The organism is Amycolatopsis sp. MtRt-6, assembly GCF_017308975.1.
In the GTDB taxonomy this organism is placed as follows: domain Bacteria; phylum Actinomycetota; class Actinomycetes; order Mycobacteriales; family Pseudonocardiaceae; genus Amycolatopsis.
Genome location: NZ_JADWPD010000038.1, coordinates 79,455 through 96,053 on the forward strand (window position 1 = coordinate 79,455; position 16,599 = coordinate 96,053).

The window sequence follows — 16,599 nt, forward strand, 5'->3', positions numbered from 1 at the left end:
GGCCCCCGATTCCCGCTCAGCCGATCACGGCCGGGTCGACACACCCGGCAGCTGCATCCACAGCAGCTTGCTGCCTTCCATACCGGTCACGACAGGCACGGTCGGCACCGCAGGCACAGCCGGGCTGTCGCTGCGCGCCTCGCGACCGGCGGCACCGGCCACGGCGGCCGGCAGACCGCCGAGCGCCTTGCCCGACATCTCGCCCAGCGCGCCGGTGGCCTTGCCGATGGCATCGGCCGAGCCGGCGCCGAGCAGGCCCAGCGCGTTTTCGACGCCGTCGGCGCCGAGGCCGGGCGCGTCGGTCCGGGCCGACACGTCGTCACGGGCCAGCGGCGACACCCCGCCGAGCGCACCGGTCAGGTCGAGCTCCACCGGGATCTGCGCGGCTTCGGTCCGGCCGACCATGACCTGGGTCGTGTCGGTGCCCGTGTTGAGCACCTCCGCCAGCACCGGGATCGTCACGTTCTTCACCTGCGGCACCAGGCCCACCGGGATCTGCACCGCCGGCTTCGCCGTCGGCGTGCCGCTGACCTGGCTGTCCACCGAGCTGTCGACGTGGTTGTTCACCGTCGACAGCGCGCCGACGCCCCAGCGGAACACGGCAGGGTCGGCCGCGACCGGCACGTCGAGCAGGGCGCCGCTGAGCGCACCGCCGCCGGCCGTGGTCTCGTCGCCGCCGTTCGTCGCCGTCAGGTCGTTCTGGACGTCGTTCGTCGCGGACCCGATGGCGGACACGCCCAGGCCGTAGACCTGCGGCATCGCCTGCGGGTCGGCCGAGAGGATGTCGCCCGACAGCGCGCCGCCCGTGCCGTCGGTGACGATCGGGCCACCGGAGACGAGGTCGTAGGTGTTCTCGGTGTGGTTGGCCGTGTTGGCCATCAGCGAGATCGACTGACCGGTCGCCTGGACCAGCGGCTGGATCGGGGCCGCGACGGCGTCCCCGGCGATCGCACCGTCCACACCGGACGTGTACGTCGGGCCGCCGGCGTGCGAGCTGACGTCGTTGCCGGCGTCGGTGACCGCGCCGCCGATCCACGACACCGCCCAGCTGCTGACCTGGCCGGCCCCACCGATCGGCGCCTCGACGACGTTGCCGGCCACCGCGCCGTTGTCACCGTTGGCGTAGTTCGGGCCGCCGGAGTCGAACTCGGTGACGTTGGTGCCGATCGCCTCGGCGTTGCCGCCCCACGTGGCGCCGATCGTGTTGACCTGCACCGGAAGCGAGCTCGCCTGGTCGACGATGTTGCCGGCGACGGCGCCGCCCTTGCCGGTCGCCGAGTCGGCGCCGCCCGCGTGGACGTGGGTGATGAAGTCGCCGTGGCTGGTCGGGTTGCCGCCCCAGGCCCCGGCGATGTTCATCACCTGGGCACCGATGGCTTCCGGCGCGGTGACGATGTTGCTGGAGACCACACCGCCGTCGTCGTCGGTGTTGTTGTCCCCGCCCGAGGTGAGGCACTTGTGCTCGGTCATCGTCGAGGTCGGGATGCCGCCCCACGCGTAGGCGCCGTTGAGCACCTCGACCGGCGTCGCCAGCGGCGCGTCGACGAGGTTGCCCGCCGCGACGGAGTTGTTGCCCGAGGTGCCCTGGAAGCCGCCCGCGACGACGTTTTCGGCGTTGGAGCACGACGAAGTCGGGATGCCGCCCCACGCACCGGCGTTGCAGATGACGTCGGCGTCGCCGGCCAGCGACGGGCCGACGATGTTGCCGCCGCCCACGGAGTTGTCGCCGTGGTCGTAGGTGTCGCCGCCGACGACGGAGTCGACGGTGGTGTAGCACTCGGCGGTGGAGATGCCGCCCCAGTCACCCGCGGTGCCGCAGACCTGGGCCGGGAGCGTCGCCGGCGCGTCGGCGACGGTGCCGCCGACGATCGAGCCGTCGCCGTTGGTCGCCTGGCCGCCACCGGCGTGCGCGGTGTTCTCGTGCGTGCAGTGGGTGGAGGTGATGCCGCCCCACGCGCCGGTGTTGCAGGACGCCACCACGGGCTCCGCGACCTGCGGGTGCGCGACCGTCCCGCCGGCGAGCGAGCTCGCGCCGCCGGTGTAGACGTCGCCGCCGGCCGTCGAATCGACGAAGCTGGCGCCCATCGCGTCGGCCAGGCCGCCCCACGCGGCGGAGTTGTGGTTGCCGGTGATCGGCGCCGCGATCGGCGCGTCGGCGACGGTGCCACTGGCCACCGAGTGGGTGCCGTCGGTGACGTCGCCGCCGCCGGCCTGCGCGCTGTAGTCGTTGGTGCAGGTCGTGCCGGTGATCCCGCCCCACGGGCCGGTGGTGCAGTTGACCTCGGCGGGGCCGGCCACCTGCGGGTGGACGACGCTGCCGGCGGCCAGCGCTTCGGTGCCGCCGGTGAGGATTTCGCCGCCCGCGACCGAACCGACGTTGTTCTCGGAGTCGGCGAAGGCCTGGCCGCCCCAGGCGCCCGCGGTGCCGAGCACGGTGACCGGCAGGGCCACCGGGGCCTCGGCGCCCGTGCCGCCGGCGACGGACTTGACGCCGTCGGTGACGATGCCGCCGCCGGTGTTCGCGTTGAGGTTGTTCACCGAGTCGGTGTTGGTGAGGCCGCCCCAGGCACCCGAGGTGCCGTTGACCGCGACCGGGCCCGCGACCTCGGGGGCGAGCGCGGTGCCGCCGGCCAGCGAACCCTGGCCGCCCGTCGTGGCGTACGGCGCGCTGTTTTCGCCTTCACGCGCGACGGCTTCGGTCGTGCCGGCCTCGGCGAGCACGTTGTTGACCGTGTTCGCGGTGCCCTTGCCGCCCCAGCCGGCGGCGGTGCCGTCGACCTGCGGCGCGACCGCGACCGGGACGCCGCCGATGGTGCCGGAGGCGACGCCGTCGTTGCCGCTGGTGGTCAGCTGACCGGGCGAGTGCGCGCCCTGCGTCGTGGTGGTGTTGACCGTGCCGGTGCCGCCCCAGCCGGCGGCGGTGTTGTTGACGCCGACCGGCAGCCCGCCCTGGACCGCGGCGATCGTGCCGGACACGACACCGTTGTCGCCGTTGGTGGTGACCGGGCCGCCGACCGTGCTGTCCTGGGTGGCGAAGCCGTCGACCGTCGCGTTGGACAGCGTGCCGAACGCGAGGTTGTTGACGCCGACCGGGGCCGTCACCGGCGCGGTGACGACGTTGCCGCCCGCCGGACGTCCCGCACCGGTGGTGGTGATCGGGCCGCCCTGCTGGTGGATCTGCTGCGAGTCGTTGACGACGTGGGAGTCGCCGGCCGCACCGACCGCCCAGCCCGTGACCTGGACCGGAACCGAGACGTCGGGCTTGACGACGTTGCCGAGCAGGGCACCCGCGAGCGGCGCACTCGAGTCGTGCAGCACCGTGCCGGTGTTGATGTCGGCGTCGGTGTCGAGCGGCAGCGGCGTCTCGCCGGCGGGCGTGCCGAGGTTGATCTTGCGGATCTGGATCGGCACGGACGCGCCGCCGTCCAGCGGCGACGGAGCGAGGTCGGGGTTGACCTGCTCTTCGGCGGAAGCGATGCCGGTACCCAGCATCATCAGGCCGCCGGCCAACATCGCGGACTGCAGCCCGCGCTTGGCCCAAGGGTGCATTACCTGTTCTCCTGTTCGTGTTTTCGCGGTGTCAGTTGCTGGATGCCTGCGCGCGGCGCCGCGCGGACCGGACGAGGACGACGCCCAAAACGAGGCTGACGACGCCGAAGACAATCCACCACGTCAGATTCGCGCCGGTCGTCGCCAGCAGCCCGCCACCGCCGACGACACCGCCGATTCCAGGTCGATACAAGATCTTTTCTCCGATTTTCCACGTGACCGCGTCGCGCGCGGCGGCTCGCCGACGCGCGCCACACCGCAGGAACCGCGAATGAATTGATCAAGACAATATCCGCGGCACAACAAAGGGTGCAAACGGGACAACCAGAGTACACCTGATAGTGGGGTTTAACCTGCTCAACAGTGGTTTCAAGCTCGGGTCGATCACGGCATCAGCCCAGGCGTTACCCGACCAACGGACACCTGAACGAGTGATCAGCCCCGGGCGAAGGCGCGCTCAGCAACCCCGTTATCGTGCGGCCACCGCCCCGTTTCTTCCTCCCCGGAGCAACGCAATGAGCCTGTCGTTATTGCTGAGCTTTGCGCATGCGTTCGCGATTGTCATGAGCGCGGCGTTCGTCCTCTACGTCTGCGGGATCATCGTGCCGTACCTGCGGCACCGGCCCACCTGGCCCGGCGATCCGACGCTGTTCCGGTGGCATTTCTTCGTGCCGTGCCGCGACGAGGAACTCGTCATCGGGGACACCGTCCGTTACCTGCGGACGCGATTCCGCGCCGCTCACGTCTGGGTGATCGACGACCATTCCGACGACCGCACCCTCGACGTCGTGCGCCGGCTGCAGGGCCGGCGTGACCCCCGGCTGCACGTCGTCGCCCGCCGCCGTCCCCACGCCCGCACGGGCAAGAGCGACGCGCTCAACGCCGCCTACCGCGCGCTGCGCACGTGGCTCGGCCCCGACGACGACGGCTCGAACACGATTGTCGTGGTGGTCGACGCGGACGGGCGGCCGGCGTGGAACTGCCTGTACGTCTGCACGGCGCCGCACCTCTTCGGCGACCCGGCGGTCGGCGCGGTGCAGATCGACGTCCGGATGGGCAACCGCGGCACGGCGCCCCGGGCGGGCAGCAGGATCCGCCGCAAGTTCGGCCGGGCGTTGGTGCGCATGCAGGACCTCGAGTTCCGCACCGCGATCGCGGCGATCCAGATGTCCCGCGGCCACACGGGAACGATCGCGATGGGCGGCAACGGCCAGTTCACGAGGCTGTCCGCGCTCGACTCGATCGCCGGCCCCCGGCGCCGCCCCTGGCGCGGCTCGCTGCTCGAGGACTTCGAGCTCGGCGTCCACCTGCTGACGGCGGGCTGGAAGACGGGGTTCAGCGTGGACACGCACGTCGACCAGGAAGGGCTGTACAGCATGCGGCGGTTCCTGGCGCAGCGAACCCGCTGGAGCCAGGGCACGATGCAGTGCGCGCGGTACGCCCGCAGGATCTGGAAGTCACCACACCTGACGACGTTCGGCGCGGCGGAGATGCTCTACTACCTGGCCCAGCCGTGGATGCAGCTGCTGGGCAGCGTGGTCTACCCGGTCCCGCTGGTCCTCCTCGGCATCGAGGCGGTCACCGAACCGGCGGCGGTGTGGGCCTGGTTCACGGGCGGCGCCTGGAAGTCGCTGTTGTTGTACGGGATCGCGGGCCTGCTGCCGTTCCTGATCTGGGGACCGGTGTACCGCAAGCACTGCGAGCCGAAGTCGGGGCCGCTGCGCGGAATCGCGTACGGGCTGGGCTACGCGTGCTACATCTACACGTTCTACATCACGGTGTGGCGGGCGGTGTTCCGCCTGGTCCGGCGGCGGAACGGCTGGGCGAAGACACGGCGCAACACCGAGCGGGCGAACACCAAGGTGGTGGCGCTGGACCGGTGAACTAACCCGGTAGGGTGACGCTCCGACGAAGTTGATCTAGAAACTGGGTGGTCACCATGGGGAAAATCCGACGTCTGGCAACGATCGCGACCAGTGTCGTGGCTGGTGTGGCGATGACGGCCGGGCCGGCCGCGGCGGCTTCGGTGGACCTTCCGGAGGGGATGACCGCCAGCTACCTCGTCGTCGACCAGGAGACCGGCACGACCTTCGGCGCCGACGAGCACAAGCAGTACCGCTCGGCCTCGCTGGTCAAGCTGTTCATCGCCCTCGACTACCTCGAATCGCACGGCCCCGACCACGAGATCCCGGCCGACGACCTGGCGCTGCTCGAGCCGATGCTGCGCTCCAGCAACGACGACGCCGCCAGCACGCTGTGGGTGCGCGACGGCTGGGACGAGATCGTCAAGCGCATGGTCGCCAAGATCGGTCTCACCGACACCGCGCCGCCGGCCTCCCGTGGCAAGTGGGGCTACACCGCGATCAGCGCCGCGGACATCGCCAAGACCTACCAGTACATCCAGCACGAGGCGAACCCGAAGTACCGCGACTTCATCATGAGCAACCTGGCGCAGTCGACCAAGTGCGGTTCGGACGGCTTCGACCAGTCGTTCGGCATTCCGAGCGCGGTGCCCGGCCAGAAGGCGGTCAAGCAGGGGTGGTCCGGTTACGGCGCCGCGCCCGCGCCCGGTGAGGAATGCACGGAGACCGACGCCAACGTGCTGCGCGTGCTGCGTTCGCCGGAGGTCAAGGCGGCCACGGCGGTCGCGTCCAGCGGCGACGGCACGACCGACGCCCAGGACATCGACCTGACCAGCCGCGCGATGCACACGAGCGGCACGGTGTCCGACAAGATCGTGGTGGTGCTGACCCTCGAGCCGACCACGCTGTCCTGGAAGGACTCCGCCGACCGGATCACCAAGCTCACCCGGGACGTTTATCTGCAGTCCGCACTCTGACCGCAGCCCGACGCGGGTCAACCGGCTGGTCCGGTCGCGCTGGTGCTTCGGCTGTGGCCTACGGGACAGCTCGAAGGTCCTGCTGCCGTCGGGAGTGCTGGCCGTGATCGTCCCGTAGCCGTGGAAGCCGCCCAAGCCCTTGTACACGGGACCGCAGTCCGGGCCGGCTTCCGGCACCCACAGCCCAAGGCCGTAGCGGCCCTTGGGGTGCGGCTTACGCATCTCCGCCAGCAACGGAGCCGACAGGAGCTTGCCGCGGTTGAGCGCGGTGAAGAACGTGTGGAGGTCCTTGGTGGTCGAGATCAGCTCACCGGCGCTGGCCGCCAGGAGGGGTTCTGGCGGGTGATGTCGACCACCTTCCACTGCCCGGCGTCCTGGTAGCGGTAGTAGCCGTGGGCGTGCGGTCCGGGAATGTCCGGCGACGTGCCGGGCACCACGGTGTCCCGCAGCCCGAGTGGCCGCAGGATCCGCCGGGCGAGCTCGTCGCCGCAGGGACGGCCGGTGACCTTCTCGATCAGCGACCCAGCCAGTTCCCCGACGACACCACGCGCCTCAGCTATCTCGACCTGCCGCTACCTGGACCCGCGATCGACGCGGCCACCTACCGCACACTGACCTGGCACATCGCCTTCCACTCGCAGCGACAGGTCCCCGAGGCGGTCGTGCGCGACGATGTCCGCGAGTACCTGGCACTGTTTCTATCCCAGGTCTCGTTCGGCGGAACGGCGTTCGGCGGCACCTCGGACCGGTCGCCGTTCACCGACACCGAGATCGACGAGTACGCACGGACCTACAGCCGGCCCGAGGCCCTGTCGGGTGGCTTCGAGCTCTACCGCGCCCTCGACAAGGACGTCCGCGACACCGTGGCAGCGGCACCGGTGCGTGTCCCCGCCCTGCTCATGGCCGCCAAGGGCAACTCGACGCGATCCGATCCACAGTGACCCCACGCATGACCAACATCGCGCGTGCGGTGGACGTGCCATACGCAGGGCACTGGCTCGTGGAAGAAGACCCCCGTTCGTCACCGCGGAGCTGATGCGTTTCCTCGACGGATGACCGTGCCACCACGGCTTTTCGGCGGCCACGGCGAAGTGCTCTTCGACGGCTACGACGTAGGCAGCCTTAGCTCGTGCGGTGGGCTCGCACGAGGGGCAGGAACATCTCGTCGACGATCGAGCGGACGCGTTCGGCGTCGAGGGGTTTGAGGTCCATGAGCAGATCGTGCCGCACGAGGTCGAACGGCAGGGCGAGCACTGCCGGCGGAATGCCTTCCGGGTCGATCTCGCCGCGGGCTGCGGCCTGCCGGTAGATCGTTCGCGCCTGCGGGAGCAACTGGTCTCCCATGACCTGTGCCCGGATGTCCGCAGGCGACAGGCCGGTGGCGGCGAGCAGCCCCGAGAACGCCGCGGCCGCCGCGATGGCGAAGAACCCGGCGAGGGCGTCGCCGAGCGCGGTCAAGTAGTGGATCAGGTCGTCGCGGAGATTGCCGGTGTCGGGCACGGCCACGGGGTGCGTCGCCCGGTACCGGTCGAAAACGGCGAGCACGAGTTCGTCCTTGTTCGCCCAGCGGCGATAGAGGACGGGCTCGCTGGTGCGGGCGCGTCTGGCAATGGACCCCATGGTCAGGTGCGCATAGCCGATCTCGACCAGCTCGTCCCAGCCGGCGTCGAGGATGGCGGCTTCGAGCGCCGCACCGTGCCGCCGGGTCGCCGGCTGGGCGGGATCGATCTCCGATGAGGTCACCCCGCCATCTTAGAAAGGTTTGCCTTTCTTGCAACCGGAGCCTAGAGTCAAGAAAGATATTACTTTCTTGCAGGGGAGGCGTGATGAGTGAGCCGTGCAGTGTCGCAGCGGGTTCCACCACGGTGTTGATCGTGGGTGCCGGCCCGACGGGCCTGACGCTGGCTGTCGAGCTCGCGCGCAGCGGCGTCCCGTTCCGCCTGATCGACGCGGAGCCCGGTCCGCGTCCGGGCTCCCGCGGCAAGGGGGTGCAACCGCGCACTCTGGAGATCTTCGAGGACCTCGGCATCGCCGAGCGGGTGATCGCGAACGGTCAGCTGGCCATTCCGATGAACTCGACAGGTCCCGACGGCCAGGTCACGCGCGGCGGTGCGATCCCGGAGTCGTTGGCGAACCGGCCCGACATCCCGTACGCGGCGAGCCTGATCACGCCCCAGTGGCGAGTCGAGGAGGCGCTCCGTCTCCGGCTCGACGAGCTCGGGAGCGCGGTCGAGTTCGGCACCGCACTGGTCGGCTTCACCCAGACGGACGACGGCGTCACGGCCGAGATCGTCACCGATGGCACGGCCGCGACCGTCGCCGCGCGGTGGCTCGTCGGCGCCGACGGAGGACACAGCATCGTCCGCAAACAAGCCGGCGTCGCGTTCGCCGGCGAGACACGCGAGGACGTCCGGATGGTCCTGGCCGATCTGCCGGCTTCCGGCCTCAGCCGTGACGCGTGGGAGACCTGGCGTCACCCGACCGGCATCATGAGCCTCTGCCCGCTTCCCTCAACCGATGCATTCCAGTACGCCGCCACCCTCGCGCCCGGCGCGGAGCCTCGGCTCCGCCTCGCCGACCTCCAGGCGACCCTCGAGGAGAGGACGGGCCGGACCGACATCCGTCTCCACGAACCCGAGTGGACCTCGGTGTGGCGCGCCAACATTCGCCTGGTCGAGCACTACCGCGTGGGGAACGCGTTCCTGGCCGGTGACGCGGCGCACATCCACGCGCCGGCCGGCGGACAGGGCATGAACACCGGAATCCAGGACGCCCACAATTTCGCCTGGAAATTCGCCGCCGTCGTGAACGACGGCGCCCCGCTCGCCCTGCTCGACTCCTACGAGGCCGAGCGCCGTCCCGTCGCCGCTCATGTCCTCGCGCTCTCGAACACGCGGCTGGCCAAGACCATCCAGACCAACGCGGTCCCGGTCGACCGGGACGCGAGCACGATCCAGCTCGACGTGGGATACCGCGGATCCGCCCTGGCCCGCGACGACCGCGACGAGCAGGCAAGCCTCCGCGCCGGAGACCGCGCCCCCGACGCGACCGCGCTGGCCACCGTCGACGGAGTCCACCGCCTGTTCGACCTGATCGGCCGAGGCCGGTTCACCCTCCTCGACTTCGGCCCAACGCCGGCAACGACGCTTCCCGGAACCGCACCTCGGGTGCTACACGTCGTCGCACAGCCGGCCGGCGAAGGTGAAATCGAGGACACCGCCGGCCACCTCGCGGCCGCCTATGACCCCTCCGGCAGAACGCTCGTCCTGATCCGTCCCGACGGCTATATCGGGCTGATCTCCGACGCCGGCGACCTCAACGTCGTCATGAACTACCTCGCCGCATTCGGCTGATGCCCGTCCTCGAATTTTGAGGAACGATCGTTCTTGACTGATCGTTCCTCAAAAGGCTATCGTCACGGCATGGGCAGGCAACGGGCGTTCGACGAGGACGAGGTGGTGCGCGCCGCCGTCGGATTGTTCGGCAGCCGCGCGTACGACGGGGTGTCCGTCGACGACCTCGTCACCCACCTCGGCGTGCACCGCAACAGCCTGTACAAGACGTTCGGCAGCAAGCGCGGCCTCTACCTGGTCGCCTTGCGCCGCCACCTCGCCGACGACGTCCACCCCCTGGCCGGAGCGCTTGCCGCGGCAACGGATGCCGAGACTGCGCTGCGGCTCGTCACGGCGGCCGACCTCGGCCTGCTGCTGCTCGCGGCGGTCGAACGGGCGCCGGACGACGAGGAGGTGGCCGCCGAAGTGACCGCGGCACTGGCCGCCGTCGACCAGGCGATCGCCGACGCGCTCGGCATTTCCACCGACCTGGCCGCCGCCCTCACAGCGGCCGCACTGGGCATCCTCCTGCGCGGCAACCCCGACGGTGTCGGCACCGCGCTGGCCCAACACCTCGATCCCCTCGACTGACAAGGAAAACAGACATGGCACTGGTCCACATCGACGCCGACGACCTCGTCGTCGTGATCGAGGGTCTCGACAAGCTCTGGGCCTTCAAGAGCAGCCTGACCATCCCGCTGGCCAACGTCCGCGGCGCGACCGCGGATCCCGGCATCGCCGCCGACCCCAAGGGAATCCGTGCGCCCGGCGCCCACGTGCCCGGCGTGATCACGGCGGGCACGTTCCACCTCGACGGCGAAAAGGTCTTCTGGGACGTCAAGGATCCGTCGAAGGCCGTCGTGATCGAACTCGCCGACGAGCGCTACACCCGCCTGGTTCTCCAAGTCGACAACCCCCGCGCGACCGTCGCGCTGGTCGAGAACGCCCTGCGCTGAAAGAGATACGCCGATGTACTCCCACCTCGCCGCGGCCGTGCTGTCGCTGGCTGCCGTGACCGCCACCCCGGCCGAGGCGACGCCCGGCCTCGTGCCTGCCGCCGACCGCGAGGTCGTTTTCACCGTCGACGGGACGGCGACGTACGGCACCTTGCACGTTCCCGCGCACCGTGCCGGGCAACGGTTGCGCGCCGCAGTGCTGCTGCCCGGCAGCGGACCCACCGACCGCGACGGCAACCAACCACCACACGCCTCCCAGAACACCCTGGCGCAGGTGGCCGACGCGCTCGACAGCGACCGGGTCGCCACGCTGCGGTTCGACAAGTACGGCACCGGCCGCACCGGGCTCGGCGCCTACCGCGACCACCCCGAAGCACTCGACTACCCGGCGTTCGTCCGTCAGGCAACGGCCGCCTACGAGTGGTTGCGCGATCAACCGGAGACCGACCCACACGCCCTGATGGTCGTCGGGCACAGCGAGGGCGCGATGACCGCGCTGCTGCTCGGCGGCACCGTCCACCCGCGCCCCACCGGCCTGGCACTGCTGCAACCGCAGGCGATCCGCCTGCTGGACCTGGTCGCGCTGCAACTGCACGCCCAGACCGCCGAGGCGACCCGGCAGGGTCAATTGACCCCGGAGCAGCAGCACGCGATCGACGCGGCGATCGACGCCGCCGTCACCGCCCTGCGTGAACACCGCCCGGTCGACACCACCGACCTGCCACCCGCCGTCGCCCAGCTCTTCGAGGCCTTCCAAGGCCCCAACGCCCGATTCGTGCTGAGCGATGACGCCGTCTATCCACCGGCCACCGCCGCCGCGCTCCGGCCGGGAACCAGGGTGCTGCTGACTTGCGGCACGAACGACGCCCAAGTCCCTTGCGCCACAACGGACTCCCTGACCGCCGCCCTACACCGCGCACACGCCGGCGGACCGGGCCGGGTGCCACTGCCCGGAGTGGACCACCTCCTGCACGACGCCGACCACCCGGACACCCCCGCCCCGGCCGTACTCCACGCCCTGCACCGGTTCGCGCAGCGCTGAAGCAGGCCGAGGACGAAACGCCGAACCGCCTCCACGCACTCCGCGCCAGCCGCACATGCCGTTGTGGTCGGTCAGCATGATCGCGTCCAGCTCAAGTCGGACGGATGCCTCGACCAGGGCTTCCGGCGAGCTCACGCCGTCGACGAAGCTGCAAACGCGCCAGATCCGCCGCATCGAGATCGGCAGACCGAAAAGTGAGGCCAGTAACCGGGTCATCGGCCTCGACAGCGCAACCATCGCCCTGATTCGCCAATACCGGCAAGACACCGCCGACGACGTGGACCCCGCATCGAAAGAGTTTATGTTCACAACCCGGTCCGGCAGCCTGCTGCACGACCTACGGCGCGGCGCCGGCAGCCTTTCCCTGGCCGCCGGAAACGACCTCAAACCGTACAAGCCATGCTCGGGCACTCCGGCATCGGCTTGACCGCCGACACCTACGTCAGCGTCCTACCCGACCTGGCCTGCCGCGCCGCCGAAGCCACCATCCACCACGTCCTCACCGCCGCAAAGCCACCGGCGCACGGCTACGCGGCTGCCCGCCTGTAACGACTCCACCCCGGGCAGTCCGCAGCAACCCGCGAAAGGACGATCATCTATCCGGCGAAGGACAGGTCAAACCCCGAGCCCATCTCGGGCTTACCGGGAGCCCACGAAGACGGGGCACAGAGATCAACAACGACAGTAAACAAGCAGGTCAGCACGCGTGGTGCCTTGGTGGGCCGCCTGGGGCTCGAACCCAGAACCTACGGATTAAAAGTCTACGGGAAACCAATATCGGCGAGTGTCACCGCATGCCGACCTGTGCCAATAAATGCGGGTCAGCCGACATCTTCGCCCCTTTTCAGTGTCGCGGAGTGTCGCCCAGTATCAGGCTCTACTTCGGCAACGGAGACCCATCGGAGACGCACTACCCATGATTCTGGGCCATTGCGGACCCACCGTCAATCAATCCAAATGCGACATGTTATACACCGCTGATCGCGAGCGACAGCAACCCAGGGGTGGCCTCGAAGCTCACAATCGGCAGCTGTCCGACCACGCCCGCCAACCTCTCGCGACCCACCCTTACTCCCAGCCTCATTGACCACCGCTTCGGCAGTAGGGGTCATGAAGTGCTGCGCTTGCGAGCGCGTGCTTGCGAAGACAGGAGTGCCATCCGCACAAAGTGTGCCCTCCGCAGCGCCTCCGCCCGCCTCATTCGCTCGTCGTGCGGTAACACGCCGTCCGGATCGACCTGCCTCGTCCACCGGTCGTCGAAACCACGTCGAGCCGGCGCAGTTGCGGCGGTCCGGTCCTCGCAGTACGCCCATCGCGTGTAGCTGGCAACGCGTGCCGCCATGGATCGCTGCTCCGGCGTCACGACTTCTCCGAGTGGACCGGACCGGCCTGGCTGCGATCGGCCCGGACCGGTGGCAAGAGACGTCGAATCTCGGACATCGTGACCTCGGAGAGCGGGGGCGCTGACCGCGCGAGGCGAGCGATGAACTGTTCCCGAGTCTCGCCGGGCTGGATTCTCAAGATCATCATCAAGTCTTGAACAGGCAGCCTGGCCCGTGCCCGTCGAACACGGCAAGATCACTCAGAAGTGATCTCACCCTCGAATGCCGCCGGGGGCATCGCCGCAGCCGCCACAGGCCGACCTAACTCGAAGACCGTGACCGGAGATCGCATCCCTCCCGACCGGGCAATCGATGCCATCGCACATCTGTCCTTTGTGGCTACCATGACGATGACGACCGAGGTCGCTGCCACACTGCCAAATTCCGCCCCTCGACGCACCACCTTGTAACGAATAGACAGTCTTTCGTGGACGATCGTCGGATACCGGTTCAGGATCAAGTCCGGTGGCGATTCACCGTGATCACGGCAGCACTCCGCCATCGCGCCCCCCTGTGACGCAGCAGTGGTCACGGGTCTTCGTTACGAATGAGGTGCATGGACATGACATCAGGTGATGGATTGTTCAAACGATGCGGATGTCACGACCCCCTGACGGGCCGCAGGTTGGGAAACCAGTGCCCGCTACTGGACGTACGCGGTCATGGGAGCTGGTACTTCCGGCTGGAGATACCGCCAGGCAAGAACGGCAGGCGACGGCAGTTGCGCCGCGGCGGGTTCGCCTCACGGAAAGCCGCAGGCGCGGCACGGGACTTCCTGAGCAAACCCGCCACCCTGGACGGCACTTCGAGCTCGGCGACCACGGTGGCGCAGTGGTTGCGGTTGTGGCTGGAAAGCCGGGAGAACCTGGCGCCGTCCACGATGCGCAGCTACGCCATGCACGTCCGACGCCACCTGATCCCACACCTGGGACGTGAGCCGGTCGCCGAGCTGACCCCGGTCCGGGTGCAGGCGATGTTCACCTCGCTGACCCGCACGCACGCGGCCGCTGGCCGGCCGTTGTCGGCGGCGACGCTGCAGCGCATCCGTGCCACCCTGCGCGCCGCGCTCACCGCCGCGGTCCGTCGCGGCCTGCTGGCTTCGAACCCCGCCCGCTTCGTGGAACTACCGTCCGGGTCGAAGCCGCATCCGGTGGTGTGGACCCCGACCCGGATCGCGCTGTGGCAGGCGAGCGGGATCCGGCCGGCGGTCGCGGTGTGGACCGCCGCCCAGACCGCCGAGTTCCTCGCCTGGCTCCGCCGCCGCGAGCATCCCCTGTACGTGTTGTTCCACCTCGTCGCGCTGCTCGGGCTGCGCCGAGGCGAAGTGGCCGGGGTGCAGTGGTCCGACCTCGACCTCCAGGCGAGAACAGTGACCGTGGCCCGTCAAGTCCGCCAGATCGGCAAGCACCTTGAACTGGCCGCACCGAAAAGCGCCTCGAGCAACCGGGTGATCGCCCTGGACCACACGACCGCCGCCCTGCTGCAGGGCCTGCGGATCGAGTGGCTGGCCACCCACCCCGGCACCAGTGAACCGGTCGGGTTCCTCTTCCCCGACCACGGCGATGCTCCGTTGCGGCCGGACTTCCTGACCGTCATCTTCCGCCAGCTCAACAGTGCATCAGGGCTTCCGCCGGTACGGCTGCACGACCTCCGCCACGGCGCCGCCAGCCTCTCCCTGGCCGCGGGCAACGACCTGCGCACCGTCCAAGCCTTGCTCGGGCATTCGAGCATCACGCTGACCGCCGACACCTACGCCACTGTGCTGCCCGACCTCGCCCACCACGCCGCCGAAGCCACCGCCCGCCTCCTCCACGACGCCACCGGACCCCGGCCCGCGCCGCGGCGTCCAATCCAGCGCGCCCGGCCCGGACGCTCCACACGAATCCGGCAACTCCGATAACGCGGCAGGACGACATCCCGCTCTCCAGGCGAGCACCCGGTCGGCCTCTCCGCACTGTCAGCACCGTTGCACTGCGTGTTACTACAACGGCGCCGGGCCCTCCGGCTCAGTCTGCCAGCAAGCTCAGCTCGGACAGCTGCTCCGGACTGCCGGTCAACCCGGTCGTCGAGGCTGTGACCAGCACGATTGCGAATCTTGATTGAACAGCGGAGCGAACGACGCGCACGCTGATCCAGTGACTCCGAGGCGGTAACCCTCGGCATGTTCGACACGACTTTCACCCAGTCAGGGGTAAGTGATCACTATCACTCTCTGTCAACGTTGAGTTACCAGGGAGAGAAGGGGGCGACGCTGGTGACGGCGAACGACGTGTTCTTCCAGCGCAAACAGGCTGCCGCTGTGCTGAAGCACGGTGTGCTGATGCGGTATCCGCCGGTATTCGCCACGATGACCGGGTCTACCAGCGACGGAGGGCGCGTCGTCTATCTTGACGGCTACGCGGGTCCTGGACGGTACGAACCCGAAGGTGATGAGGCGGTCGGGGCACCCGGATCTCCGCTGTTGGCGGTGCGCAGTGCAACGACGATCGCGAAGTGGTCTCGGGACCTCCACTGCATTTTCGTCGAGCGGAAACCTCAATACGCGGAGAACCTTCGTCAAGTTCTCGCTGACGAAGCTGGCGCAGATCTCAACTATGACGTACTTGATGGAGATGTCCAGGATCGACTCGATGAGGCACTTGAGATCGCCGGTCAGTCTCCCCTGCTCGCTTTTCTTGATCCTTTCGGAACCGCACTCCCCTACGAGATGATGACCAGGCAGTTGATGGGTCGCGACAGCGCCCTCAAGACGGAAGTACTTCTGAATCTAAATCTTGAGATGGTGTGGCGCATCGGCGGACTTATCACGGGCCAGGAGAAAGACTCCGAGCAGACTACGTCCGGGAACTCGGCGACCCTCGAACGCATCGATGCGTTTCTTGGCGGGGACTGGTGGAGGGATACGTTCACGGCGGCCAGAGAATCCGGAGAGCCTGGGTCTGCCGCGCGGGCCGCTCAAACGGTAGCGACCGAGTTCCGTCGTCGAGTTCTGGCCGCAACGGGGTTCAAGTCCTTCTCCGTACCTATCCGAAGGCGGCCGCATCACCCGCCATTGTTCCTCCTGATCCTCTTTTTCAGGCACCAGGCGGCTCCTTACCAGTTCAACGAAGCCGCTTCGGGAGCGAACGCTGAATGGCGCGAACACTTTCGCAAGATCGACCTCTCCGAAGATCTAGCACGGCGGCGGCGCGAAGAGCCACCCGACCTCTTCGGCGAAGACCTCATCATCTCCATAACCGAGCAAGAGGCACGCGACATCGAGGCCGAACTCGAGAACGGCTGGGTGACGACGATCGCCTCGAACATCCGGAACATGCTGGACCAGACATCGTCGCTACGGATCGAAGAGTCGTTCGCTGACATCTACGGCGCAACGCTCGGGCTCGCTCGCGAGAAACACCTTCGACGCGCCTGGGACCAGTTGCATGACACCGGGTTCGTTCATCGACGGGACACGACGCAAAAGATCCGGCGGCAGACGATCAGGCGCAGGGACTAG

At 68.8% G+C, this 16,599-nt stretch carries 14 protein-coding genes; 10 read left to right on the forward strand and 4 right to left on the reverse strand.

Annotated elements, in window-relative coordinates:
- Positions 1-24 precede the first annotated feature (24 nt).
- Positions 25-3,549 carry a hypothetical protein gene (locus tag I4Q55_RS42240; protein WP_206796202.1) on the reverse strand — a complete coding sequence of 1,175 codons (3,525 nt, stop codon included), beginning with the start codon at positions 3,547-3,549 and terminating at the stop codon, positions 25-27.
- 31 nt (positions 3,550-3,580) lie between these two features.
- Entirely contained in the window at positions 3,581-3,742 is a 162-nt protein-coding gene (locus tag I4Q55_RS42245; protein ID WP_206796204.1) for a peptidase, read from the reverse strand.
- 370 nt (positions 3,743-4,112) lie between these two features.
- Between I4Q55_RS42245 and I4Q55_RS42250 the strand changes: the two genes are divergently transcribed.
- Both I4Q55_RS42250 and I4Q55_RS42255 read left to right on the forward strand, forming a co-directional pair.
- Positions 4,113-5,432, forward strand: a complete 1,320-nt coding sequence (locus I4Q55_RS42250) for a glycosyltransferase family 2 protein (protein ID WP_206796206.1) — start codon at positions 4,113-4,115, stop codon at positions 5,430-5,432.
- 113 nt (positions 5,433-5,545) lie between these two features.
- Positions 5,546-6,388, forward strand: a complete 843-nt coding sequence (locus I4Q55_RS42255) for a hypothetical protein (protein ID WP_242547724.1) — start codon at positions 5,546-5,548, stop codon at positions 6,386-6,388.
- Between the two features lie 302 nt (positions 6,389-6,690).
- Here the strand turns inward: I4Q55_RS42255 and I4Q55_RS50825 are convergent, their stop codons facing one another.
- Together I4Q55_RS50825 and I4Q55_RS42270 are read right to left on the reverse strand one after the other, a co-directional pair.
- Entirely contained in the window at positions 6,691-6,948 is a 258-nt protein-coding gene (locus I4Q55_RS50825) for a serine hydrolase (RefSeq protein WP_307793459.1), read from the reverse strand.
- A gap of 562 nt (positions 6,949-7,510) precedes the next feature.
- Positions 7,511-8,131: a TetR/AcrR family transcriptional regulator gene (locus tag I4Q55_RS42270; RefSeq protein WP_307793456.1), complete on the reverse strand. Its 621-nt coding sequence runs from the start codon at positions 8,129-8,131 to the stop codon at positions 7,511-7,513.
- An 83-nt stretch (positions 8,132-8,214) separates the two neighbouring features.
- Here I4Q55_RS42270 and I4Q55_RS42275 point away from each other — a divergent pair, with 83 nt between their 5' ends.
- The 8 genes from I4Q55_RS42275 (at position 8,215) to tcmP (ending at position 16,599) form a co-directional block, all read left to right on the forward strand.
- On the forward strand, positions 8,215-9,741 hold the full coding sequence (locus tag I4Q55_RS42275; protein WP_206796259.1) for an FAD-dependent oxidoreductase: 1,527 nt from the start codon (positions 8,215-8,217) through the stop codon (positions 9,739-9,741).
- A gap of 69 nt (positions 9,742-9,810) precedes the next feature.
- A complete protein-coding gene (locus I4Q55_RS42280; protein WP_206796208.1) occupies positions 9,811-10,311 on the forward strand; it encodes a TetR/AcrR family transcriptional regulator in 501 nt (166 codons plus the stop codon).
- A 14-nt stretch (positions 10,312-10,325) separates the two neighbouring features.
- Positions 10,326-10,676, forward strand: a complete 351-nt coding sequence (locus I4Q55_RS42285; protein WP_206796210.1) for a hypothetical protein — start codon at positions 10,326-10,328, stop codon at positions 10,674-10,676.
- A 13-nt stretch (positions 10,677-10,689) separates the two neighbouring features.
- Positions 10,690-11,718: a S9 family peptidase gene (locus I4Q55_RS42290; RefSeq protein ID WP_206796211.1), complete on the forward strand. Its 1,029-nt coding sequence runs from the start codon at positions 10,690-10,692 to the stop codon at positions 11,716-11,718.
- Between the two features lie 76 nt (positions 11,719-11,794).
- A complete protein-coding gene (locus tag I4Q55_RS42295; protein WP_206796212.1) occupies positions 11,795-12,145 on the forward strand; it encodes a hypothetical protein in 351 nt (116 codons plus the stop codon).
- Positions 12,118-12,267, forward strand: a complete 150-nt coding sequence (locus tag I4Q55_RS42300; RefSeq protein ID WP_206796213.1) for a hypothetical protein — start codon at positions 12,118-12,120, stop codon at positions 12,265-12,267. Before I4Q55_RS42295 ends, I4Q55_RS42300 begins: the two co-directional genes overlap by 28 nt.
- A gap of 1,656 nt (positions 12,268-13,923) precedes the next feature.
- Positions 13,924-15,000: a site-specific integrase gene (locus tag I4Q55_RS42305; RefSeq protein WP_206796214.1), complete on the forward strand. Its 1,077-nt coding sequence runs from the start codon at positions 13,924-13,926 to the stop codon at positions 14,998-15,000.
- 261 nt (positions 15,001-15,261) lie between these two features.
- The gene (tcmP, locus tag I4Q55_RS42310) at positions 15,262-16,599 is read left to right on the forward strand and encodes a three-Cys-motif partner protein TcmP (protein ID WP_206796215.1); all 1,338 of its coding nucleotides are present in this window, start codon (positions 15,262-15,264) and stop codon (positions 16,597-16,599) included.